This window comes from Paenibacillus wenxiniae (genome assembly GCF_039822605.1).
GTDB lineage: Bacteria > Bacillota > Bacilli > Paenibacillales > Paenibacillaceae > Saccharibacillus > Saccharibacillus wenxiniae.
The window spans coordinates 459,535-483,128 of sequence record NZ_JBCGUH010000002.1 but is presented as its reverse complement, the minus strand read 5'-3'; the positions used below and the strand labels follow the sequence as shown (position 1 = coordinate 483,128).

The window sequence follows — 23,594 nt, the reverse complement described above, 5'->3', positions numbered from 1 at the left end:
AATACAGACGATCAAGAAACTGTAGATCGAGATAAGTGCATATTCAAATATATATGTATCGATCTATTCGAGTATATACTGATCGATCCCATACCTGAGCATAAAGGAGCGTATAGGATATGAAAACAAACAAAACAGCTATTGTAACTGGAGCGTCACGTGGCATTGGACGTCAGATTGCTATCCAATTAGCCGATGCTGGCATGAACGTAATAGTGAACTACGCCTCTAGCCATGACAAAGCCAATGAAGTCGTCCAGCTGATCCAGCAGGGTGGCGGTGAAGCAACGGCTATTCATGCAGATGTGAGTAGAGTAAGCGAAGTGGAGCGATTATTTGCCGAAACGCTGGAGACCTATGGAACTATTGATGTGTTGATTAATAATGCAGGGATGATGCATACGCTACCACTGGATAAAGTAACGGAAGACGATTTCGATCAGCATATGGCACTTAATGTTAAAGGTACGTATTTTGCCTGTCAGCAAGCGATGATCCATATGCAAACAGGCGGTACAATTATTAACTTCTCCACCTCTGTGTCTGGAGCGATGCTACCAGGCTATAGTCTGTATGGCGCAACGAAAGGCGCAGTAGAGCAGCTAACCCGCCAATTAGCCAAAGAGTTCGGCCCAAAAGGGATTACGATTAATAGCATTGCGCCAGGACAGGTGGCAACGGATCTGTTCTTAACTGGCAAATCAGACGAGCTTGTCGATTCATTCCGTCATATGAACGCATTTGGCCGTTTAGGTGAGCCGGAAGATATCGCTAATGCGGTAGAGTTGCTAGTCAGTGATAAAGCGCGCTGGATTACTGGGCAGACGATTCGTGTGAACGGTGGGTTTAATTGAAAATTGAGGACTTTATAGTTTGAGGGTTAGGCTGGAGAGCGTGAGGGTTTGAGTTTAGATTGAGTTCCAAATCGGTCGGAATACCGCGGTATCCTAGCTGATGCAGTATCGCTGTCAAATTGCCGCGATGGTACGTACCGTACCGTTCCGTTGACCGAAATTAATTTAACTTTAAATCTGCCTCAAGTTCTAAAAGATAGACATACCAACACATTATTAAAGTTAAAATTTAATATTTTTAAGGCACTAATACGTTACCCGAGATTAACTTCAGCCTTACATTCGCTTCAAATTTGGAACTATATTGGAACTATAAATATGCCAGTATACGCTTAAAGGTAGTATGTAACCGGATCGATCTACCAGGTTGGGCTATAATGTGGGCGTGAGTGTTTAATGATTACGCTAAGATGGAGTTTTGAATGATAGTGCGATGAAATCATGACTGAGATTATGACAATAAGATCGCGAAAATGAGAGAACGAGATAATAACAACACCGTGTCTGTGATTTTAAATCATAGATGCGGTGTTGTTTGGTGTAGGGACTTTTTTGGTTTTAATAAACATCAACTATTCTTTCATTGTTCTGTACCGGAGTGAACGATTTCCAGAGAAAGTATTTCCACAAAATTGTTACTGTATAAAAGTGTTACTGAGCGATGAGGAGCGAGAGGTATAACATGCTCAAATGTTGTAGACAAAGAGCAAGTAACTCTATCAACCGTACGATCTTTTTTACTGATATTCTCATTTTTGTCCTCCACATGTGTACAAGGAATAAAAAAGATGATACATTAAAAGTAGCTTATAACCTAAATTGAAAGCGTTTTCTTTAAAAGTATATGTCTTCCTGAAGAGGACATATGTGTACTGAGGAGGGAATGAAATGTCGAGCCAAACATTGGAGCAATTTTTAAATTCAAACATCAAAGATTTAAAGACAAAAGGTCTATACAATGTTATCGATACGCTACAGGGGGCGAATGGCCCTGTTATTCGTATTAATGGAAAATCGCTGATCAATTTATCTTCTAATAACTATTTAGGACTGGCAACCGATCAGCGGTTGATTGATGCTTCCGTGCAAGCAGCGCAGACGCACGGCGCAGGGGCAGGGGCGGTAAGAACGATTAACGGTACGATGGATCTGCATATTGAGCTTGAACAAAAGCTGGCAACGTTCAAAAAAACAGAAGCTGTTATCGTATATCAATCAGGATTTAACTGTAATATGGCTGCTATATCCGCAGTGATGGATGGACATGATGCCATTTTATCGGATGAGCTAAACCATGCTTCCATTATCGATGGCTGTCGGCTTTCCAAAGCTAAAGTCATTCGCTTTAAGCATTCAGATATGGATGATTTGAGACAGCAGGCAAAAGCTGCTAAGGAATCCGGTCAGTACCGTAAAATCATGGTCATTACTGACGGAGTGTTCTCTATGGATGGCGATATAGCCAGACTACCTGAAATCGTGGAAATCGCCGAACAATTCGATCTGATCACCTATGTAGATGATGCACACGGTTCGGGCGTGCTTGGAGCAGGTGCAGGCACGGTAAAGCATTTTGGCTTGTCTGACCGCATCGATTTTCAAATTGGTACGCTTTCGAAGGCGATCGGCGTTGTCGGCGGCTATGTAGCCGGTAAACAGCAATTAATCGAATGGTTGAAGCTGAGAAGTCGTCCGTTTCTGTTCTCCACCTCATTACCGCCAGCTGCTATCGCTGCTTGTAGCGCTTCGGTTGACATTTTGATGAATGACCAGGAGCTGATCCGGAAGCTATGGGAAAATAGCACTTATTTGAAAAATGGCTTGAGTCAGCTTGGATATAACATAGGGAAGAGCGAAACGCCGATCACACCTTGTATCATTGGCGATGAAGTTACGGCACAACAATTCAGTAAACGGCTCTATGAAGAAGGCGTGTACGCCAAAGCGATCGTATTCCCAACTGTTCCGAAAGGAACCGGAAGAATACGCAATATGCCGACAGCTGCTCATACGAGAGAGATGCTTGACGAGGTGATCACGGTGTATGAAAAAGTAGGCAAGGAAATGAAGCTGATGTAGATGCATGGGCGAGAGTCTATTTCGGGAGGGATGTCGTATGGACAAAATTTTGGTAACTGGCGCACTGGGGCAGATCGGTTCAGAATTAGTGGTAAGATTACGTGAAATCTATGGTGCCGATCATGTGGTGGCTACAGATTTGAGGTCATCCGCCCACGAAATTACCCGATCCGGTCCATTCGAGCTACTGGACGTGACCAATGATAAGGCGATGTTCGAAATTGCCAAGCGATACCAGGTCGATACCGTTATCCATTTAGCTGCGTTACTGTCCGCTACGGCGGAGGAGAAGCCGCTACTTGCCTGGAATTTGAATATGGGTGGATTGATGAATGCACTAGAAGTGTCCAGAGAGCTAGGCTGCCAATTTTTCACCCCAAGTTCGATTGGCGCGTTTGGCCCGTCGACTCCAAAAGACAATACGCCGCAGGATACGATTCAGCGACCGAATACGATGTACGGTGTGAACAAGGTGTCCGGTGAGCTGCTGTGTGATTATTATTTTCACAAATATGGTCTGGATACAAGAGGGCTGCGCTTCCCAGGCTTGATATCGTATATGACACCTCCTGGCGGAGGAACGACGGATTACGCGGTGGAGATTTATTATGCAGCCGTAACGACTGGTCGATATACGTCTTATATCGCCAAAGATTCCAATATGGATATGATGTATATGCCAGATGCGCTAACTGCGATCATCGATTTAATGGAAGCGGATTCATCGAAGTTAACGCACCGTAATTCATTTAATGTCACCGCCATGAGTGTCGATCCAGAAGCGATCGCCGCAGCGATTCGAGAGGAGATTCCTACTTTTATTCTGGATTATGATGTAGATCCAAAGCGACAGGCGATCGCGGACAGCTGGCCACATTCGATTGATGCGACCGCAGCGAAAATGGAGTGGGGATTTCATGCTCGATATGATCTGAAGGCGATGACGAAGGATATGCTTTGTAAGCTGGGTGAGAGGCATGTGCTTCGTAAGGCTTAGAGTTGGTAGGTGTGTGAGGAGTAAAGTGGGTGATAATAGGAATAGAGTTGCGGTTAGAAGTTTTGTGGTCAGCATCGAAAGAATCAGAGCCTTGCGGTGGGCATCATCTTAAGGCTCTTTCTCATGTGAAAATACTTTTCTCAAAATTTTCATATGATAATATAAGGAGAACGCAAGGTGAAGATGGAAATAAAAATAACCCTGCTTAAAAATTTTTATTAATGTTAAATTATAAAATAGATACATTCACAGATAACAAAATTTTCGATTCTTCAAATATAAACAGTATTATATCTAATGATCTTAATAAAGATGAAAAAGAAATATAAATGCAAGCGATTGATAGTAGGTTTTAAAATAGCTAGGAAAAATCATATGGTAGGTGTGAAATGAAAAACAAAGTGAACATGAGGGAACTATTTTTAGAAATGCAACAAGAAATGATTATGAAGTTGAATCTAATACGTAATCAAGTTAAACATGCTCCCACTAAAGGAAATGCAGTTGAATTAAACTGGATCGAATTTCTTAGCACTTATTTACCTAACCGCTATTGTGTAGATACAGCTTTCATCGTCGATAATAAAGGTAATCGTAGTGATCAAATTGATTTAGTTATATACGATCAACAATACTCTCCTTTTGTATTTTGTCATTCTGGGATTAAATATATACCTGCCGAGAGTGTTTATGCGATCTTTGAAATAAAGCAAACGCTAAACAAGCAACATATTATTTATGCTGCTGAAAAAGCAGAATCAGTTCGTAATCTCGAACGTACCTCTATATCGATTATTCATGCTGGTGGAACTTATCCAGCAAGACCTGTTTTTGATATTCTTGCAGGTATAATTACTACTTCGTCTGATTGGACATTAGCCTTTGAGAAACCATTTCAAGAAGCAATGAGTAACTTGACTTTATTGCAAAAACTTAATATCGGTTGCACGCTAGACAGTGGATCATTTCTCCTAAATTCTAGTGATATATTTGAATTTAGTTCCAAGGAAGAATCGTTGATTTTCTTTTTTATAAAACTTTTCATTCAATTGCAGAATATGGGGACAGTTCCAGCAATGGATATTGACCTCTATAGTCGAGTTTTAGATTCTATATAATATAGAATCTATTCGATTGTTCATTCAAAGTAGACGCTAATATTCACGCTGTAGTACTTCGCCCCCGATACTTTACATACATCGATTCGTGAATACAGTAACATTGGCTGAAGTTAATGAAGAAACGTTATAAATCTTCACTAACTTCTTTCCAGAAAGGATAAACATGCACAAGTTAATAACTTTATTGATCTTAGTAGTTCTATCAGGATGTTCGGATAATACGCAAGGGGATTCCAAACAAAACGATGCAATAAATGATCGTACTTTGAAGGAGGAAATTCATAAAATGTATTCGTATAAAGCCATTCTTGCAGAAGATAAAATATGGGGAACCTCAAAATTTCTAGATACAGGAATTTTTGAGGGTGAAGAAAGCGCCAAGTTTAGAGGCTCACTGCTTACTTTGTTTGGTGAACCGTTACATAAGTCAGATAATGCTGAAAATGCGTACTCTTATTTAATTGAAGTAAGCGATGAAACAGGTAAATGGTACTTTACTGTTTATGAAGGTCCTTCAGGACCTGCAATTGGTTATGATTATGATGAGAAGGAAAACCAAGCAAACGCAAGAGAGGCCGCCAAATCTTTGCTAGCGAAAATTGAAGAAACCACACCTTCTGATTTTAATGAAATTATATATTACGAAGACTTTGGCTCTAAAATTACATATGGATGTAAAGATGGAGAATGTTTTTATAAAGAGGAAAACGAAGAAACTCTTTAGAACTCGAAGATATTTCATAGAAGTCATGAACTCCAGCTAACATCATATTCACGCTTCAGGTCATTCGGCTATAGCTTCCGCAGAAGATAGGTAAGGAATCGGAGAAAAAATGGGCAGCAGTAGCGAGGCGAAATTATTCGGACACATCCATACCACCTAACCATATTGTGGTCGCCCTACGGGCTTAAGGTAGTGCGGATGTGATGAATATAGGAACTTTAGAAGGAACTTTAGAAGGAACTTTAGAAGAAACTATGATACAAGCTCTTATCCAAATCAAAAAAATAAGGTGCATCATGTCAAGACTAATTACATTGCCTGATGGAAGATCAGTAGAGATTGACTGTGTAAGTTGCGCATTGACAAGTGGCTTGATTTCTTCAACCGGTGGGGTGATTTTTGAGTCCAGTAACTTTCATGTCCATCAGGATAGGGCTTACCCGATCAAAGGGTTAGTTATATTGGCTGCAAAAAGGCATTTTTACTGCATGGATGAATTAACAGATGAACAACAATTAGAATTTATTTCGTTAATCCATAAGATCAGAAGTGAGCAGAGAAAACGATTAGGCATTGATAAGGTGTATTATTTTTATAACGAAGATACAACACATCATTTTCATTTGTGGATGGTTCCTAGATACGAATGGATGTACCAATTTGGGAATTCAGTAGAATCATTAAGACCGGTTCTATTACACGCAAGGAATAATATGAATGACGATGAGAATATGAAGAGTGTAGAAGAAGGAGTTCGTATGTTAAAGGAGGGTATGAGGGATTTTGTAAGTAATGAAGATAACAACCTCTAACATAGTATTCACGCTGCGAGTATTCGCTGGCTGGATATCCGACATACATCGATTCGTGAGTTAGCTCAAAAAAAGGTTCTTATTACAGGAGGAATCTATATTTATCCTTGATCAGCCGACTTCGCCAAGGGCCGGACAAGCTCTTTCCCCAGCTGATCCATCCGTCCGAAGTCAACCTAGATGTCTCGGCAGATGAACTGCTTCTTCAGCTAATCGTGCTTGGCAAAACACGAGGGTTATCTACGGCTAAAAATGACATGGAGCTGGTGCAGATTTTCAAAAAAAATTTGCAAGTTCAAGCTGCCTTCGAGAGTGAGGATTTCCAGATCCTCCCACTTCCCGATCCTGATGGGATCTCTTGCTATTATTTTAGGAATAGGAATGGCTTGTTTTACGGAAATCTGGAGCCGTATTTAACGACCGTACAGGACCAACTCGCTGTAGACGGCACCGTTTATTGGGAGCAATGGCAGCGAAGCTTACCTCATTTTCAATTGTTTGATATAGAGGCTTCCAATCATATTACCTTATTATTTGAAGCTGGAGTAAGTGAAACGATAGGGAAATTTTGCGAGCAGCTGTATCAATAAGAGAAAAGAGGAGCCAAGTAAATCGCGAAAGTGGTTGCTTTGGGCAAGACTTGTATTTTTTGGTTTGTTTTGATATAAATAACTTTGTTGAGGTAGATTGATATCTCCTGGTAAGCGATAATCACGATGCTCACGAGCCTATTTTAATATAATCGCTCCCACCTATTACAGATTGGAAAGGAGAGTATTATGGAAGATTTACCATGCAAAGGCTGCAATGGAATGTGCTGTGGACCTGTTCCCGTGACAGAACAGGATCTTAAAATAATCAAGAAGAAAGTAAAAGCCATGCCTAAAAAAAGCAGGATGGATCTGGAGAAACAGCCGAGAAATTTTGGAACCTGTATATTTTTTGATATGGAGAAGGATCGGTGCGGCATTCATTCCGCTAGACCAGGAGTTTGCCGTGCTTTTGGATATTATAAGAATCTTGTTTGTTTTCGCAAACCGGAAATGGCGACCCAAGCAAATTGGAGTCCTGCCGACAAACCCGTTGGCATACTGTCGATAGATATCACATGGCAAGCTTTTTAAAAAACAAGGATGTATTTCCAGAGCACTTGGAAATACATCCTTGTTTTTTTGTAGGAACGCGTGCTACCTATTGTAACGATTCCCAGCAAAAAAACCTTATCCCGATTAAACATCGAAATAAGGTTAAATAGACAACTCAATGTACAAAAAATGTACAAAAATATTCAAAGTAAAAATAAGATTGAAAAAGGCACACTATTGCAATATAATACATTTATGATACATAAAATATCATAACATAAACAAAAGAGTGTGTCAAGTACCAAAAAAAATTAAATAAGGATGAAGAAAGTAATTGAAACGGTATGTAATCTGAGAGAGGTGGCGAATTATGAATCAGTTTCAAAGATTGGGCGAAGAGAAGATCGGAAGGCTGTTGGTACAATTTTCATTGCCAGCGATGATTGCGATGCTGGTGGGTGCACTCTACAACCTAATTGACCGGATATTTATCGGCCACAGTGTTGGAGCGCTTGGGATTGCAGGGATCACTATAGGCTTACCGATCATGCTGCTGATGTGGGCAGGCGGCACATTGGTTGGAGTTGGGGGTTCCTCACTTGTATCGATTAAGCTGGGGGAGAAGAAGTTGGAAGAAGCAGATCGAATTGTAGGCAACTCGTTTCTGCTGTTGATCGTTATATCGATCCTGATCACTTTGGCAGGCCTGTTTTTTGTAACGCCTCTTCTCCAGACATATGGAGCAAGCAGTGAGGTTCTGCCCTATGCCAAGGACTATATGGTTTATATTTTTGCAGGGACGGTCTTAATGCTAGTTGGCTTCGGTATGAACAATTTCATCAGGGCAGAAGGAAATCCCAAGAAAGCCATGATCACGATGATTCTCGGTCCACTATTAAACATTGCTTTTGCTCCACTGTTTATTTTTGGATTTGGTTGGGGAATGAAAGGAGCAGCTTTGGCGACGGTATTGGCGCAGGCTGTATCCACCTTCTTTGTCCTGGCTCATTTTTATGGACGCAAGAGTACCTTGAAAATTCGCTTGAATCATATCAAGCCCGACGGTGCTGTGATGGGGAAGATCCTCGCGCTTGGCGCTGCTCCTTTTGTTATGCAGGCCATGTCCAGTCTGCTCAATGTTCTGATCAATAACAACATGGTTAAATACGGAGGGGACATCGCGGTTTCGGGTATGGGAGTAGTAGGGAGTGTGCAGGCTCTCGTCATGATGTCCATTATGGGGATCAATCCGGGGGTTCAGCCTATTATAGGATACAATTATGGGGCGGAAAAGTTTGATCGGGTTAAAAAAGCGCTCACCTACGCGTTGATCGCTGCGACGGTCATTCCGTGTCTAGCCTTCCTGATGGCCCAATTGTTTCCTGAACAGATGATTGCGGCATTTAGCAGCGACAAAGAACTTATCGCTTTCGGAAGCCATGCATTTCGTGTATACTTGCTCTTGCTTCCTATTATTGGGATTCAAGTGATTGGTTCAGGCTATTTTATGGCGATTGGCAAAGCCAAACAGGCCATGTTTCTAAGCCTGGCTAGACAGGTGCTGATCTTTATCCCCGCGTTGCTTATTCTTCCCCGTTTTTTTGGCGTAGAAGGGGTGTTATTTTCCGGACCGTTAACCGACTTGATTGCTACAGCCGTCACGGGGATACTGCTGCTGAGTGAACTTAGAAATCTGAACAAGGACAAACGGACGAACGCATCTGTTCAGATGTCAGCTGTAGAGAAATAGTCACGACCGGAGAAACAGAATCATTTCATACAAGCTTGAAAACACAAAAAGTTCCGTTTTCCAGGCGGAGGGAGCTAAAGGATGACGAACGAACAGCAGGAAGAATTAGACACTGAGTTTACGCTTGAACAAACGAAAGAGTTTTTATTGGAACAAGGAAAGAAAAATGCATCGCTGACCTACAAGGGAATTATGAATAAGCTCGCTCCGTTTGATCAAGACCCGGAGCAGATCGATGAATTTTTTGAATTCTTGGTCGAAAATGGGGTTGATGTAGTCAACGAATCCCAAGAGGAGCAGCCACATGAATCAGATACTCCCGTGATGGATGATCTGAATATGGAAGACCCCTTACTCCTTCAATCGGGCATTAAATTAGATGATCCGGTTAGGATGTATTTGAAGGAAATCGGGCGTGTTCCTCTCCTGTCCGCAAAAGAGGAAGTGGAATTGGCCAAAAAAATCGAGGAAGGGGATGAAGCAGCGAGCCGCAGATTGGCTGAAGCGAACCTACGGCTGGTCGTCAGTATTGCAAGGCGTTATAACGGCCGCGGCCTGCTGTTCCTGGATTTAATTCAGGAAGGTAACACGGGGCTGATTAAAGCAGTGGAGAAATTTGACCATACCAAGGGGTATAAATTCAGTACATATGCAACTTGGTGGATTAGGCAGGCTATCACCCGAGCAATTGCTGATCAAGCCAGAACTATCCGCGTGCCGGTTCATATGGTGGAGACAATCAACAAGCTGATCCGGGTATCACGGCAGCTGCTACAGGAAATCGGGCGCGAACCCACTGTGGAAGAAATCGCCAAGGAAATGGAGATTACCATAGAAAAGGTGAGAGAGATCATGAAGGTCTCTCAGGAGCCTGTATCTCTGGAGACGCCGATCGGCGAAGAGAACGACTCGAATCTTGGTGATTTTATCGAGGATCAGGAAGCACTCGCTCCAGCGGATGCCGCTGCATATGAGCTGCTCAAGGAGCAGCTGGAGGATGTGCTGGACACACTCACCGAACGTGAAGAGAATGTTCTGCGTCTTCGTTTTGGATTGGATGATGGTCGTACACGAACCTTAGAGGAAGTAGGTAAAGTGTTCGGCGTTACCCGGGAGCGTATTCGTCAAATTGAGGCAAAGGCTCTGCGCAAACTGAGACACCCAAGCCGCAGCAAACGATTGAAAGATTTTTTGGAATAAGCTCACATTATGAATAAATACAGAAGGCGGTGGCAGTATGGAAGCCGGATTTATAATCCGCTGCTTGAAATGCGGCGAGGAACAGAAGATCGTGCCGGGAAGACGTCCCAATTTTCGAAATGAGCGTATTAGTTTTGGCACGGACAATTATGGTGCCGACCAAATGTCCTGCGAATGTGGGAATGCGCTCGAAGAGCGAAGCAAGCATGAGGGCAGCAACTTTGAAGGAGAGTTTATTGTAGAGTGGCATGATATCTCCAAGTAAGGTGTATGAGGACTTTGACGATGCAGAAAAAGAAAGAACAGCGAGCTTGGAACTTGGCGGTACTGTTTTTTAACAGTTAAGAAAGTTTTACTTCACTAAAGCGCTTTGAAACACGGATGTATCTTTTTCGAAAGGTTTCGAACAGGTTTCGATAAGAAGCTTCTTTTAATGTAGTATAAATACAAAATGACTCAAAAATTAAGCGCTGATTATTAAGGGAGAATCCTGAAATGATCGGTGCTTAATTTTTTGTATACATTTATAAATGACTTGAAATTAAACTGTGACTATATAAATATTAATTACATATACACAAAACTCGTATTTTGTACATATGTATATAACCCGGTTAGCATGCACTCTTTATATATTTTTCTTCAACTTTGGTTACGCACTTTATTTTGCACGTTGTACATTCATCTCTCTTTGTTATTTCATAATTAAAAAACGAGCGCTCACTTCCAAATCACGAAATGAGCGCTCGTTTCAAAATCTAATCTTCGCAAAAAAGTATCCTTAATCATTTTACTACGATATTCTTGGTATCTACAGGATTGCTATATGATCTCTAATGTGAGCATTTTCTTGTTACTCACTTCTTTACGCATTTTTCCCGTATTCGTTATAGCAGCTTATCCAAATTTATTCACTATACAGCATCCAGATTTAACCATCTATTGTTCAACGACTTATTCCATCAAATCAGTAACTGCCCCTTTAGAAGCAGAAGAAACTAATCTAGCATATTTACCAAGTACACCCGATTTTACTTTTAACGGAGGTTGTACCCATGCTTGCGCTCGAGCAGCTAGTTCTTCTTCTGACACCTCAACCTTCATTTCCTGAATATCGCTATCGATCGTAATAATGTCCCCATTTTTCAGCAAACCGATTGGCCCACCCACTTGTGCTTCAGGCGATACATGGCCCACTACAAATCCGTGTGATCCACCTGAGAATCGACCGTCTGTAATCAGAGCCACTTTTCCACCGAGTCCTTTGCCTACGATGAGTGCTGTAACGGAAAGCATCTCAGGCATACCCGGTCCACCCTTTGGACCGCAATAGCGGATGACTACAACGTCGCCTGCTTTAATTTCATCATTCGTAATCGCTACTGTTGCTTCCTCTTCGCTATCGTACACTTTGGTCGGGCCAGAGAACTTCTGGATCTTCATGCCCGACATTTTGGCAACAGCACCTTCTGGAGCGAGATTTCCACGAAGTACAACCAGTGGTCCATCTGGTTTCAGCGGATTGTTCAGCGGACGTATAATCGCTTGATCATTTTGAAGTGGAGCAGCTTCTGCTAGGTTTTCAGCTAATGTTTTACCGGTTACCGTAAGGCAATCCCCATGAAGCAATCCTTCAGCGAGCAATAGCTTCATGACGCCTGAAACGCCGCCAATATCATTCAAATCCTGCATAACATATTGACCACTTGGCTTCAGATCCGCCAAATGAGGAACACGTAAGCGAATACGCTCAAAATCGTCCAGCGTCAAATCTACTTCTACCGAGTGCGCAATAGCTAGCAGATGCAGAAATGCGTTAGTTGATCCGCCTAGAGCCATAACGACGGTGATCGCATTCTCAAATGCTTTTTTCGTCATAATGTCTCTTGGGTAGATATCCTGTTCAAGCAGTGAGATGACCTGTTTACCGGCTGCTTCGCATTCCAATGCTTTATCCGCTGAAATCGCTGAGGTCGAAGAAGAACCCGGTAAACACATGCCTAATGCTTCTGCGGCTGCGGCCATCGTATTAGCGGTATACATCCCTCCACAAGCTCCAGGACCTGGACAGACGCTACATTCCACTTTATGCAACTGTTCATCTGTTATTTTTCCATCTTGATACTGACCAACGGCTTCAAATGCTGAAACGATATCTACTTTTTTACCATCGAGATTACCGGGCTGAATCGTTCCTCCGTATACATAGACAGAAGGAATATTCATCCGTCCGATAGCCATTAAGCATGCAGGTGTGTTCTTGTCACACCCTCCGATCGCTACAACGCCGTCAAAACGCTCGGCTCCCGTCACAATTTCAATCGAATCCGCAATCGCTTCTCGGCTTGGTAGCGAGAACAACATCCCACCATGTCCCATCGAGATCCCATCCGAAACGGTAATCGTATTAAAAATTAGCGGAGCACCACCGTTATTACGCGCGCCTTGTTTGGCTTGCACTGCTAAATCATTAATGTGCATATTACATGGGGTGACCTCACTCCACGTGCTCGCTATGCCGATCATTGGTTTTTTAAAATCCGCATCTTGAAAACCAACTGCACGCAACATCGCTCTGTTCGGAACCCGGTTCGCTCCTTCACTGATTACCTTACTGCGGATACGAAGATCTTTTTTATTTTCCATGGTTTGTGCTCCCTCATATTAAAGTATTTCGGTCAGTTCCTGCATCGGACGAATAATGTTTTGTTTCATTAGTTTATGAGCCTCGTCACTATGATTACGTTCAAAAGCTTTAATGATCGATTCGTGTTCTTCGACTGAAGCCAGCGTAGCTGTCATTGGTTGTTTTAAAAATACGTATTTAAAGCGTCGGATATGAATCTGTAGCGATGCATTAAATGTAGCTACATACGAATTATCGGAGAGATCCACAATATAATTGTGAAATAGCTCATCCACCTCCATCGCCTGATACACTTCGCCATTTTTAATAGAGCTGGCAAATTCCTGATTGATGGATTTTAATTTCTCAATCTGTTCTGGAATAATAATCTGAGCGGTGGTTTCAGCAGCTAAAGCTTGAAGAGCCGCCATCGTTGAATACATTTTGAAAATATCGTTTTTCTCGATATTCGTAACTTTTGTTTCTTTGCCAGGATGCATCGATACAAGTCCTTGAACTTCGAGCAGCTGAAATGCCTCACGAATCGGTGTACGGCTCACTCCAAGCGATTCAGCCATTTCCGCATCAATCAACTTTTCACCTGGTTGCAATGTGCCATCAATAATCCACCGCTGAATTTGAGAAAGCGCCCTTTCCTTGGCGGACATACGGGTAGGTAAGGAGAAATCTTTAGGAATCGGCATAATGGATCGTCCTTTTTGTTATTTTTCTTATATGCAATATATCGCATACAGGTTGGAGAAGCAATTGTTATTTCAATTTTTAAGCGTTTCTTTGAGTTTATGCAGCTCGCTCATTCGTTTTGATCCTAATTTTAATAAAAGTTAAGGCAACAACGAAAGATTGTTAGCAAGAATTGCAGGATTCTTTTGCTAGCTTATCCAGTAGGTTCTTAGCGCTTAATCTTCAGTCTCTAGCTTTGGCTTCTTCACTAGCTAGCTTCAATAACGAATCTGGAAGTACATTGGAAGTACATTATAGACTCTCTTTCTGTTTTATCGTATTTTATAGCATTCAATAAACCGATCTGCCCTACTAAAGCACCTCGGCAACATTCTAGTCGACTTTTTTCACAACTGATATAATAATGGCATATGTCTTCTATCATTTTGAAAAAGTAGTGAGATTGTATAGGGGATAAATCTACACGTATAAAAACTACATAACCGAAAGTAATATGAACAGGAGGCTTTATGACAGAATCCGAATATACCATTTACAGAGCGATAGCTGCTGGAGATACCGCTTTTGTCACGAATTATCTTTCCACCGGCGGCGATCCTAATCTTTTCGATCCATCTGGTTGGGGACTGCTAAGATGTGCTGTCGAGTATGAGAACAAAGAATTGATAGATCTACTACTTGCCAGTGGAGCCGATATGAACTATCCAAGTTATGGAGGCTGGACTGCTTTACACCAAGCAGTCGATTTGTCCATTGATGGGACGATTCAAAGTGGCGGTTTTCCAGGCGATGAACCTGTAGATATGATAGCGTACTTATTAGATCGTGGAGCAGATATGCACGTTAAGGATTCAAAAGGGGAATCTCCTTTCGATCTGGCGCTAAGCTATAAATCTGAAAAAATCATCCGATTTTTAAAAGAATATGTGCCAGCACAATCTGAATAGTAAGCATGAGCAGCGGAAGATTGTTCTTTTACAATGCTGAACGTTCCTAAGTTTGCTGTATCGTCTACATGAGTTTCTCTATGTACTTCTCAACTCCAAAAGAAAAAGTGGCACAATGACGTGCCACTTTATTGTTATTGATTCAACATCCGATACAAAATAATCGCCACTTCTTCGCGCGAAATATTCTTCTTTGGTTCGAACTTACCATTATCATAGCCAACAAAATAAGATGTTTTTTCGATTTCCTCTTTGGCCCATAATGGAATAACTTCTTCATCTGAAAATGTATTTTTACGGGTCGTCTCTGCCGTTTCTACATGCAATCTTCCAATAATTGTAGCAGCTTCTGCGCGACTAAGAATTTGATTAGGCTTGAACGTTTGATTAGGATAACCTTGAATGAGGTTAGCGTGGGCTGCACGTTCGACTGCATCGGCAAACCAATCGTTTATAGCAACGTCCGTAAAGCTTGGTTTGCCTGTGGACATTGGAATTAATCCTGCCTTATCGAGCATGGCGATAAATTCTGCCCGTGTGATCGCTAACTTGGGACGAAAGGTGTCGTCCGCATATCCAGCAATAATTCCTTTTTCAGCCAGCATGTGCACTGCTTCTTTCGAGTATCGTCCTTCTAAATCGTGAAACGTAACCTTTGTAGCATTTTTCGTTACTGGATGAGGTGGTAATTGATCTGTAGGCGATACGGGAACTTGAGATCCTTGAGATGAATCCGTATACGACGTGATGAGATACGATGGGTTTGGCACCAGATGGGCTAGATGGGCTATTTTCGGTTGATTGGTGCGCACAATAATGAATTTCGGATGGCTAGGTCCGCCTGCACTGATCGTATGAACCCATATTTTATAGCTTGTATCTGCGGAAAGATGATCGATCGAAACATAACCAGCTTCGCCGCTATACATTTCTTTCATCTCTCCAGTGTGAAGTTGTAATCGAACGATCACTTTAGCGGTCGGTTCCACATTTTGGATATGTATATCAATGGAATGAGCACTTTTATGAACCACATCGAGCGTAAATTCATCCGCTGGTAATGTCGTAAAAGAAATAGGATATGACTTACTGAGTTTAGAGACGGCATTCACTGCACGAATACTGTATTGATTGTATTCAGTAGCAGACTGTAATTTATTGATGCGATAGCTGGTGTCATTCGTTTGTGCAATCCATTTATCCTTAAAGTAAACATGATAGCCGGTAGCGCCCTGAAACGATGTAAACGCCAGCGTAACCCCATCATTCCCAACTGCTTTTACGCGAACAGGCTGAGCATCCATCGGAATCGGTACGCCGAGGCTGCTTACTTCTGCCGCATGAACACTTTTACCCGCAACACCTTCCGCCCATACCCGATATGTGCCAAACGTATTAGGCGCACTCGCTTCCGCAGTAAAATAGTTATGATCTACTGCAATCAATCCATGACTTGTCTCAACCCAGTAACGTATCGCTCCGGTTACTTTATCCCATGTTAACGATGTATCCGATTCAGATGGCGTTGCTCGAAGATTGGTGACTGCGCCTGGTAAAGTGTGCATAGTCACCACAAGCGGCTTGGATGCTCCAGACGCATTATAAGCTGTTAATGTACCGGTAATTGTCTCTCCTGCTCGTAAACCGGTGACCTGAATCGAAGGATGTGAAGCTACGGACTCGAATATGACTCCATTGTATTCAAATGTATAACGATCCGCAGCTTGCGTATCGATTTGGATCGTAACACGATCTTCGTCGGGGAGTAACGCACCGAGACGTGGTTGTACAGGTAATGTTGCTTTTGTAAGGTGAGCGGCAGCCCCAGTTCCACTAACATTGATTGCTAATACATCGATATGATAGTCTGTTCCCGCTTCCAGATCCGGCAAATGTATTCTAGTTTCCGCTTGTCGTCCTATATATGTACCATTTAGATAGACATCATATGCGGTTGCGCCTCTTACTTGCTGCCAATCGCAGACGAGACTGTGATCGGTTACCTCTGACACGCGAAGAGTGGGCCTATCCGGTAACGTCCATACAGACACATTACGCCATAAGCTATATCCGGCTGCATTAGCGGCAGCAATCCGATAATGATACTCTGTTCCGCTTTGTAGTCCTGGATCGTTAAAGTGAATCATATCTGGCATATAGGTTGCTGTAGTAACTGATGTGTACGTATCTCCAATAACTGTCCCTTCTGCCCCTACTCGAATGCCTGCTTTTCGATCATCGCGATATAGATCATAATATACATCGCCAGTAACACTTTGCCAGCCCAAATGAATAGCATCTGATTTCACATTAACGACATGTAGTCCGGACAGTGTAGGTAGCGCTTGAAAGTTTCGCACACCTGTCAAACCTGCTCCGCTACGATTTACTGCATATACATGTAATGAATAATGTCCATTAGGCGTAACTTTAATAAGCTGCGAATGGTCTTTGCTTTCCCAACTCATGATCTTGACATGTGACTCGTTAAAAAGCTCCCATACATAATGTTCTGTGCCACTCCCTTGATACACCGACGCAATAACGGTATCCTCTGTACCTTCTACTGGTAAAATAGTAGAAATGTTAGCAATATCAGGTCTTGTCATTGCATTGACTACTGTTTGTCCACCTATTCCAGAGGTATTATGCGTCTCAATCGTAATTGTATATAACGTTCCAGGCGTAAGGTCAGTCAACGTTAGCATATCGGCTCCATTACGGAACACCTTCCTACGATCTGTTACACCATTTACATAAACACGATAATAAGCATCTTGCTCGCGCTTTAGTTTAATGGTCAAAGAGGTAGAAGTAGCCGAAGTAATTTCGATATCCTTCTCCGCAATAGGCTTAGGTATCGGCAAATAATTGTACATCCCAAAACGTTTAGTCTGCTCATTGCCTGCAACATCTCGCACCTTAACGAATACCCACCAGGCGCCCACTTTATCGACATCCACTTTAAAATCCGATCCTACACTTTGCCAAACTGCCGAATCCGATGCCGGAATATCCGAGTTCGTTGACATGTAATAATACACCTGTGGCTGGCCAGGCATATTGTCAGTAACGTTAAAATGAAGCGTGAACGGTTGGGGATTAAACTGGGCTAACTCTGCTGGCTCCGAGGATACATTAATATCCGGCGGCAACGTATCGATGTTAGACACAGTAATCGTTTTGTACACTATATTACCGAAAAAATCCATGGCTCTAAATGTGTAGCCTCCATTGCGGTTAATGACAAAAGAAGTAGCATCTGCCTGAACGACAGAACCACCCGGTAACGTTATAGAATCAATCCAGCTTGTTAGATCTGATGCATTTACAGATACAATTGTGCCGTATTTGGATGGGCTAGTATCGATTTGTGTTAGTTGAAGTTCAGGTTGATCACGATCGGTTAACGTGGTGGTCATCGTAGCGGATATATTACCTGCCTGGTCGACTGAAGCGATATGAATATACCGATCACCATAAGCTGGAGTTAACGTTGCGGTCGTTGCAGTCGTCGTGATCTCTCCAGACGTTACCTGTGTATACGGAGAGGAATCACATACGAGGATGTAGCCCTTCATACCCGAAGTCACACGAACTGTATGCGGATCTTGAATAGAGCCTGTTGTTCCGTCACGCAACTGTCCCTGAATTTTATACGTGTAATTCGTGCCTGTATCACTCGCAGCTGTCCAATTGACTGTAATTTGTTTATTGCTACGAGAAAATGAATAGTCAACATGTGTAACCGGATCAGGTTTAGCTGTATCTGTAGCATCGTAATCTGTAAAGGAAGACTCGAAGCCAGAATATACCTGTTGTCCGTCTCGATAAATATTGGCTTTTTCGGCGTAACCAAACTTTAAATTATCGATATATACGGAGCCGTCCGTTTTCCATTGCATCGATGGGGAGATTCCATATTTCATCAAGTCATAATACGCCAGTTTAGAAACTTGAGCATTCATAGAATATGTCCGCCATGTACGATCTGATGGAATGACGCGTTCTGGAAATATAAAGCCACCTTGATTATAGGACAAGACGCGTTCGTCAACTGCGAATGATTCAAGCTTGGGTGTTATCGTTTGACCGTTTGGCCATCCTGCGCTCCAGGGCTGCGTTGCACCCGGAATACGTGTGAACGTTTGGTTCGTTTGAGACCATTGGTATTGCAGCAAACCGTAACTATAATCCTGTGTTCTTGACGAAACGACGGTACGAACTTGACCATCAGGCAAAACAACCCGTCCACTGGCTGTTTTTACACGAAATGTTTGCGGTGCACGACTCCAATTGATCGCTTCTGCGTACAACACGTTTTGTCCATGATCATCGATCATATCAAAACCACGATCATACCAACCTGTATCAGCGGCAAATTGCATCCAATTTGTACCTGCTGTACTCAACGCATCAAATTGCACACTGATTAGCGCATCATCAGGTAAGCTTCTTCCCTGCAAGGCAAATCGAGAAGTATCCCCTTTAGTATTCGGAAAATCATACAAATTCCCTTCGCTATTCGTGATCGTATCCTGCAAGGAAGCGACTCGCCCACTACCGACTGGATTGTTCGTTATCGATTGATTACCTGTTCCTCTCCAATAAAAATTAGGCGTTTCTTCACCCGATTCAAAACCGGTAGAGCTAAGAATATCTCCGCCGACCATCGGTACAGAAAATTCTAGGTAAGCCGAATTCCCCTTGTTCGCAATTTTCGTAATATTCGCCTTCACTTCTGTCGCAGCTGAAGCAACCGGGCCAAATGCAGAAGCTACAAGAAGAGAACACAGCGACGTTTGAACTAATCGGGGGGCAAATAATCCTTTTTTCACTTGAATCGTATCTTGCTTCATTATCTTCTCCTCCACATAACAAAAAAGCACCTCACACGGGTAGTAAATAAACTACTCCATGCGAGGTGCTTCCTCGTACATCAATTTAATTAAAAACATCATACTTCATTTGTACAGAAAAAAACAACTAAAATTTTATCATCCTACACTCATCTCTATTTCATGGCGAACAGCCAGCTCCATCATAGCTCTTACATGATGAAATTGGCTGGTAAGTCGATGATGCACGCCTAATGTATCTGCAATCACACCAAGTATAGAATCATCTACATATGGCGTACTCCATGCAAATAATTGCGGATACAAATCCATCATCGCTTCTGCGTTAGCGTTAACATATCGCAGAGGATGCGACAAACGTTCCAATTTCAATTGAAGCAAACTATGCAACACATCAAAACAATGCTCGGCAGATCGCTGCAACGCATCGGATAGATGATCTGCTTCTCGTCCATTCACTTCATCATTCCGTTTAGGATCGGAGCCAAATGTCATTTTCACATCACGAATCAATTCCGCAAAGGTTAACTCTACCAGCGGCATAGCCATATATGCCCACCAGTGTCCACCTGTCCCGTTGCTATATAGCTCCCAATCCGGGTCCCACAGAATTTGTTTGATCTGTTCTTTTTGCGTTGGCCCATACATTGCAATACCGAATAGAAGTCCACCATTACAATCGATCGAAGCTTGCTTTCCCCAGGCTACAAGCTTTGGAACCATCTCGCCTGCTGTTGCCCATTTCACACCTAGTGCTGGAAGAAATTCCGGGAATAGCGCATCACCATATAGTTGATCGAATCGCTCGATCAACTGCCTATGATGATCGGTATAAGGCATATGTAACAGTGCCAGACAGGCATCTGATCCACACCTATGATCTAACAGTACGCATTTTACCAAATATTCTGTATGAAGCGGATATCCCATATAGGCGAGTATATGAAGTACACCATCAGGAGCATCGTCGCCGAGTTCACCCTCATGATTAAAATGATATTGATATAGCTTCGCAGCAAGCTCCAGATCTCCACAGCGCATAACGACATGCAGCAAATGATTATATTGCCCATCCCCTGAATGATTCATATACCATTGGAGCAACATGGCTGCATCTTCACGATCACCATATTGCGCAATCACATCGCAGTAAGATTGAATAATGGTTGAATCGATGGGCTTTTCTGAATGAAATTTTTCTGAACGTAATAAATGTATCAACTGCTCGGTCGGTTTGATCATGCTCTATCCTCACACATTTTAATTATACTCTCCATATGAATTATCTACACCAATAATGATAGTACTACTGACCACATTTCATCAAATTCCAATATAAGATATATTTACCTGAAAATTAATTATAAACATCAGTCTATATATAAAATCGGTCTATAAAAATCGCTCGTCTTTACCCTTATCTATCCTCATCGACCTGTTGCGTAATGACATTACAATCCGCCATAATCTCCGGCTTATAACGCATACTATCGGATTCTGTAATCGGTCGAATCACTTTGCAAGGCACACCTGCTGCTAGTGAATACGCAGGGATATCACGTGTAACGACACTGCCTGCGCCAATTACGCAGCCGTCTCCAATCGTAACCCCACCGCAAATCGTCACATTAGCTGAAATCCACACATCATTGCCAATCGTCACCGGTTTTGCATAGCATAATGGTTTGGCATCACCATGCTGATCCAGCATTGTTCGACGTTCGGATGCAATCAACGGGTGGATCGGCGTAACAATCGTTACATTCGGACCCAAGCTTGTATAATCTCCGATCGTCACCAGCGCATCGTCCTGTATCGTTAGATTATAATTCGCAAAAAAATGGTGTCCGATGCGTGTATGTACACCATAATGAAAAAATACAGGGCCTTGAATAAAGCTACCCTCCCCTATATGTCCAACCACTTCCTCTAGTATACGCGCTCTTTCTTCAATCTCGTCTTCGAATGTCTGGCTGTATTGCTGACTAAGCCGATGGGCTTTACGCTTTAGCGCTTTCAAATCCGGATGGGCAGGACTGAACAGAATCCCTTGCATAATACGCTCTTCTTCTTTCATCATCGCAGTCTCCTTACGTATAATATAATGGCTGTACGATCATACGACATCATGTAAAATCGAATCACAACGGAACGGAATTTAATCTCGATCAACTAAATAAACGACCATCTTATATTCCTTACATTGTTCAGATGTTATGCTCTCCAGATACCAGCATGACTCGGTAGCAAACCACATTGCGTATAAAATGCCTCATGCTGATGACTATACGTCACAGTCACAATCTCCATGCTACGAAACTGAGCTTCATCTAGTAACCTTTTTACAATTTGCTGTCCAATCCCCTGTCGTTGATAGGTCGGGTGTACGATAATATCTTCTATATACCCGTGTTCCAAACCCATTCCAGTCATATAACCAAAAGCAATAAGTGTTCCATCGGTATCTCTCGCTCCCGCCCAGAAATTACAGCGCTGAAATAAAAGCGGGGAATCGTCATCTCGTCTTGACCAGCCAACTGCTTCTCGTAGCGAAGGCACCTCGTCATTGCGAATAGGCAGATGAAGTTCAACATGAATCAATAGGTGTTCCTCCTTCACGAATAAAACCAGACTCCATATACAAAATCAATCTATATCTGGTTTCTATGCCAATGCTCTGGACGTTGTAACCATGCCGGCAATCTAGTTGCCTCATCTCCTCTAGCTGAACTAATCTGAAACTGCGTTAGAAATAAACTTTGCGACAGATCTGCCCCGCTTACGTTGGCATCGCGTAAATCGGCTCCGATCAGGTCGGCACCACTTAGATCCACGTCTTGCAAGTTTGCTGCAATGAGAAGTGCACCTCTTAAGTGAGCACCTTGCAGATCCATTTTGCTCAAATCGGCAGCGACCAGGTCTGCACCACGCCCGATCCGCTTCTGTTTGGTAGACGATGAACGTTGTTTTGGTTTGGGCTGAGGTTTCTGCTTATTACGTGCTCCAGCACGTACCAGCTCGCTCGTTCGAACAAGTAATACGTTCACTCTGTCCTTATGCTCCATCGTATCTATTCCTAGTAACTCCGCTGGAGATCGCATGGTGTATTGCTCGGTCACATCCAGAAGCTCCTGCAACTCTTGTCGGATCGAATGAGTGGCTGGCTGATGTAACGCATCCGTTAGATGCCATAACAGCTCATGCAGCTGAAGCATAACGAGAAATACGTTGAACATCGTGTCTGCCTGATCCGGTATCGTTTTCCAATCGGTTCCACGATAGGTCATCTGCGATACCTTCTGACCTGCTCCAAAGCAATCGAATGAAATACAGCCTTTCAAACCTCGTTTATGTAATGTTGGATGAATCGCACAGCGACAGTCTGATTGTAGATGCTTACAAGGCTGTCCTGCTGCTTTATCCATCGGGAATCCTTCTGAAGCCGAGAAGCTTAACGCAACACAGCATAATCCAAAGCATTGTTCACAATCTGCTTTCAGATGATGCCGATGATCGTAATCTGTTAAATGAACACTTGAATTTTTCAACCATTCCACCTCAATGCTTATATAAATGGCATGCAAATACTTACATTTATTGTAGGCATGCATCTTGAATTTGTCTATTTATTGTATGTATGGTATAGCAATTCACGAACACTGATAGCATGAAAAACCTACCATATTCATAACTTTAAGCAAGCGGATCGTTCATATAACATTCTATATATGTATCGTTTTGATATTGTGTATCATTTGAATAATGTAACCAAAACATAGCTTATACGGATACAATTGCCCGTGGAAGCTGGAGCAGCTGTAGCAAGTCTGCTTGC

Annotated in this window: 20 protein-coding genes and 1 pseudogene; 13 read left to right on the top strand and 8 right to left on the bottom strand. The window is 42.5% G+C overall.

From position 1 onward, the window contains the following. The first annotated feature begins 119 nt into the window (after positions 1 to 119). Positions 120 to 854, top strand: a complete 735-nt coding sequence (locus AAHF22_RS05060) for a glucose 1-dehydrogenase (protein ID WP_347323874.1) — start codon at positions 120 to 122, stop codon at positions 852 to 854. Here the strand turns inward: AAHF22_RS05060 and AAHF22_RS23855 are convergent. Continuing rightward, positions 847 to 981, bottom strand: a pseudogene (locus AAHF22_RS23855) (hypothetical protein); the annotation flags it as partial. The gene AAHF22_RS05060 and the pseudogene AAHF22_RS23855 sit on opposite strands and share 8 nt — an antisense overlap. A gap of 761 nt (positions 982 to 1,742) precedes the next feature. Here AAHF22_RS23855 and AAHF22_RS05055 point away from each other — a divergent pair. The 11 genes from AAHF22_RS05055 to AAHF22_RS05005 all read left to right on the top strand — a co-directional run bounded on the left by AAHF22_RS05055 (position 1,743) and on the right by AAHF22_RS05005 (position 10,887). Next, positions 1,743 to 2,933: a glycine C-acetyltransferase gene (locus tag AAHF22_RS05055; protein WP_347323873.1), complete on the top strand. Its 1,191-nt coding sequence runs from the start codon at positions 1,743 to 1,745 to the stop codon at positions 2,931 to 2,933. Positions 2,934 to 2,970: 37 nt separating this feature from the next. Beyond that, positions 2,971 to 3,930 (top strand): L-threonine 3-dehydrogenase, encoded by a 960-nt coding sequence (locus tag AAHF22_RS05050; RefSeq protein WP_347323872.1) that lies wholly within the window; start codon positions 2,971 to 2,973, stop codon positions 3,928 to 3,930. Between the two features lie 29 nt (positions 3,931 to 3,959). Then, a complete protein-coding gene (locus tag AAHF22_RS05045) occupies positions 3,960 to 4,139 on the top strand; it encodes a hypothetical protein (protein ID WP_347323871.1) in 180 nt (59 codons plus the stop codon). A gap of 180 nt (positions 4,140 to 4,319) precedes the next feature. Next, the gene (locus tag AAHF22_RS05040) at positions 4,320 to 5,048 is read left to right on the top strand and encodes a DUF6602 domain-containing protein (protein ID WP_347323870.1); all 729 of its coding nucleotides are present in this window, start codon (positions 4,320 to 4,322) and stop codon (positions 5,046 to 5,048) included. Between the two features lie 289 nt (positions 5,049 to 5,337). Further along, on the top strand, positions 5,338 to 5,775 hold the full coding sequence (locus tag AAHF22_RS05035; RefSeq protein ID WP_347323869.1) for a hypothetical protein: 438 nt from the start codon (positions 5,338 to 5,340) through the stop codon (positions 5,773 to 5,775). Positions 5,776 to 6,071: 296 nt separating this feature from the next. Next, a complete protein-coding gene (locus AAHF22_RS05030) occupies positions 6,072 to 6,587 on the top strand; it encodes an HIT family protein (protein WP_347324111.1) in 516 nt (171 codons plus the stop codon). 107 nt (positions 6,588 to 6,694) lie between these two features. Further along, entirely contained in the window at positions 6,695 to 7,177 is a 483-nt protein-coding gene (locus AAHF22_RS05025) for a hypothetical protein (RefSeq protein ID WP_347323868.1), read from the top strand. 189 nt (positions 7,178 to 7,366) lie between these two features. Then, positions 7,367 to 7,711, top strand: coding sequence for a YkgJ family cysteine cluster protein (locus AAHF22_RS05020; RefSeq protein WP_347323867.1), 345 nt, complete (start codon positions 7,367 to 7,369; stop codon positions 7,709 to 7,711). A 331-nt stretch (positions 7,712 to 8,042) separates the two neighbouring features. Continuing rightward, positions 8,043 to 9,422, top strand: coding sequence for an MATE family efflux transporter (locus AAHF22_RS05015; protein WP_347323866.1), 1,380 nt, complete (start codon positions 8,043 to 8,045; stop codon positions 9,420 to 9,422). 81 nt (positions 9,423 to 9,503) lie between these two features. Further along, the gene (gene rpoD, locus AAHF22_RS05010) at positions 9,504 to 10,622 is read left to right on the top strand and encodes an RNA polymerase sigma factor RpoD (RefSeq protein ID WP_347323865.1); all 1,119 of its coding nucleotides are present in this window, start codon (positions 9,504 to 9,506) and stop codon (positions 10,620 to 10,622) included. 37 nt (positions 10,623 to 10,659) lie between these two features. Beyond that, complete coding sequence (locus tag AAHF22_RS05005; protein WP_347323864.1) at positions 10,660 to 10,887, top strand: hypothetical protein; 228 nt, start codon at positions 10,660 to 10,662, stop codon at positions 10,885 to 10,887. A gap of 689 nt (positions 10,888 to 11,576) precedes the next feature. Here the strand turns inward: AAHF22_RS05005 and ilvD are convergent. Together ilvD and AAHF22_RS04995 are read right to left on the bottom strand one after the other, a co-directional pair. Then, the gene (gene ilvD / locus AAHF22_RS05000) at positions 11,577 to 13,268 is read right to left on the bottom strand and encodes a dihydroxy-acid dehydratase (RefSeq protein ID WP_347323863.1); all 1,692 of its coding nucleotides are present in this window, start codon (positions 13,266 to 13,268) and stop codon (positions 11,577 to 11,579) included. Between the two features lie 18 nt (positions 13,269 to 13,286). Then, positions 13,287 to 13,952: a GntR family transcriptional regulator gene (locus AAHF22_RS04995; RefSeq protein WP_347323862.1), complete on the bottom strand. Its 666-nt coding sequence runs from the start codon at positions 13,950 to 13,952 to the stop codon at positions 13,287 to 13,289. 510 nt (positions 13,953 to 14,462) lie between these two features. Between AAHF22_RS04995 and AAHF22_RS04990 the strand changes: the two genes are divergently transcribed. Continuing rightward, a complete protein-coding gene (locus AAHF22_RS04990) occupies positions 14,463 to 14,900 on the top strand; it encodes an ankyrin repeat domain-containing protein (protein ID WP_347323861.1) in 438 nt (145 codons plus the stop codon). A 134-nt stretch (positions 14,901 to 15,034) separates the two neighbouring features. Here the strand turns inward: AAHF22_RS04990 and AAHF22_RS04985 are convergent, their stop codons facing one another. From AAHF22_RS04985 to AAHF22_RS04965, 5 genes are all read right to left on the bottom strand, one after another. Further along, the gene (locus AAHF22_RS04985) at positions 15,035 to 19,759 is read right to left on the bottom strand and encodes an S-layer homology domain-containing protein (protein WP_347323860.1); all 4,725 of its coding nucleotides are present in this window, start codon (positions 19,757 to 19,759) and stop codon (positions 15,035 to 15,037) included. A gap of 138 nt (positions 19,760 to 19,897) precedes the next feature. Then, on the bottom strand, positions 19,898 to 21,001 hold the full coding sequence (locus AAHF22_RS04980) for a hypothetical protein (protein ID WP_347323859.1): 1,104 nt from the start codon (positions 20,999 to 21,001) through the stop codon (positions 19,898 to 19,900). Positions 21,002 to 21,176: 175 nt separating this feature from the next. Continuing rightward, positions 21,177 to 21,839 carry a sugar O-acetyltransferase gene (locus AAHF22_RS04975; RefSeq protein ID WP_347323858.1) on the bottom strand — a complete coding sequence of 221 codons (663 nt, stop codon included), beginning with the start codon at positions 21,837 to 21,839 and terminating at the stop codon, positions 21,177 to 21,179. A gap of 134 nt (positions 21,840 to 21,973) precedes the next feature. Further along, a complete protein-coding gene (locus tag AAHF22_RS04970; protein ID WP_347323857.1) occupies positions 21,974 to 22,360 on the bottom strand; it encodes a GNAT family N-acetyltransferase in 387 nt (128 codons plus the stop codon). A gap of 50 nt (positions 22,361 to 22,410) precedes the next feature. Next, entirely contained in the window at positions 22,411 to 23,316 is a 906-nt protein-coding gene (locus tag AAHF22_RS04965; protein WP_347323856.1) for a pentapeptide repeat-containing protein, read from the bottom strand. Positions 23,317 to 23,594: the final 278 nt, after the last annotated feature.

Bases quoted from the DNA above. Each gene is read 5' to 3' on its own strand.
- AAHF22_RS05015 (WP_347323866.1), top strand. From the start codon at position 8,043: ATGAATCAGTTTCAAAGATTGGGCGAAGAGAAGATCGGAAGGCTGTTG.
- AAHF22_RS04975 (WP_347323858.1), bottom strand. From the start codon at position 21,839: ATGATGAAAGAAGAAGAGCGTATTATGCAAGGGATTCTGTTCAGTCCT.
- AAHF22_RS04985 (WP_347323860.1), bottom strand. From the start codon at position 19,759: ATGAAGCAAGATACGATTCAAGTGAAAAAAGGATTATTTGCCCCCCGA.
- AAHF22_RS05030 (WP_347324111.1), top strand. From the start codon at position 6,072: ATGTCAAGACTAATTACATTGCCTGATGGAAGATCAGTAGAGATTGAC.
- rpoD (WP_347323865.1), top strand. From the start codon at position 9,504: ATGACGAACGAACAGCAGGAAGAATTAGACACTGAGTTTACGCTTGAA.
- AAHF22_RS04980 (WP_347323859.1), bottom strand. From the start codon at position 21,001: ATGATCAAACCGACCGAGCAGTTGATACATTTATTACGTTCAGAAAAA.
- AAHF22_RS05050 (WP_347323872.1), top strand. From the start codon at position 2,971: ATGGACAAAATTTTGGTAACTGGCGCACTGGGGCAGATCGGTTCAGAA.
- AAHF22_RS05040 (WP_347323870.1), top strand. From the start codon at position 4,320: ATGAAAAACAAAGTGAACATGAGGGAACTATTTTTAGAAATGCAACAA.
- ilvD (WP_347323863.1), bottom strand. From the start codon at position 13,268: ATGGAAAATAAAAAAGATCTTCGTATCCGCAGTAAGGTAATCAGTGAA.
- AAHF22_RS05060 (WP_347323874.1), top strand. From the start codon at position 120: ATGAAAACAAACAAAACAGCTATTGTAACTGGAGCGTCACGTGGCATT.
- AAHF22_RS04990 (WP_347323861.1), top strand. From the start codon at position 14,463: ATGACAGAATCCGAATATACCATTTACAGAGCGATAGCTGCTGGAGAT.
- AAHF22_RS04995 (WP_347323862.1), bottom strand. From the start codon at position 13,952: ATGCCGATTCCTAAAGATTTCTCCTTACCTACCCGTATGTCCGCCAAG.
- AAHF22_RS05035 (WP_347323869.1), top strand. From the start codon at position 5,338: ATGTATTCGTATAAAGCCATTCTTGCAGAAGATAAAATATGGGGAACC.
- AAHF22_RS05020 (WP_347323867.1), top strand. From the start codon at position 7,367: ATGGAAGATTTACCATGCAAAGGCTGCAATGGAATGTGCTGTGGACCT.
- AAHF22_RS05055 (WP_347323873.1), top strand. From the start codon at position 1,743: ATGTCGAGCCAAACATTGGAGCAATTTTTAAATTCAAACATCAAAGAT.
- AAHF22_RS05005 (WP_347323864.1), top strand. From the start codon at position 10,660: ATGGAAGCCGGATTTATAATCCGCTGCTTGAAATGCGGCGAGGAACAG.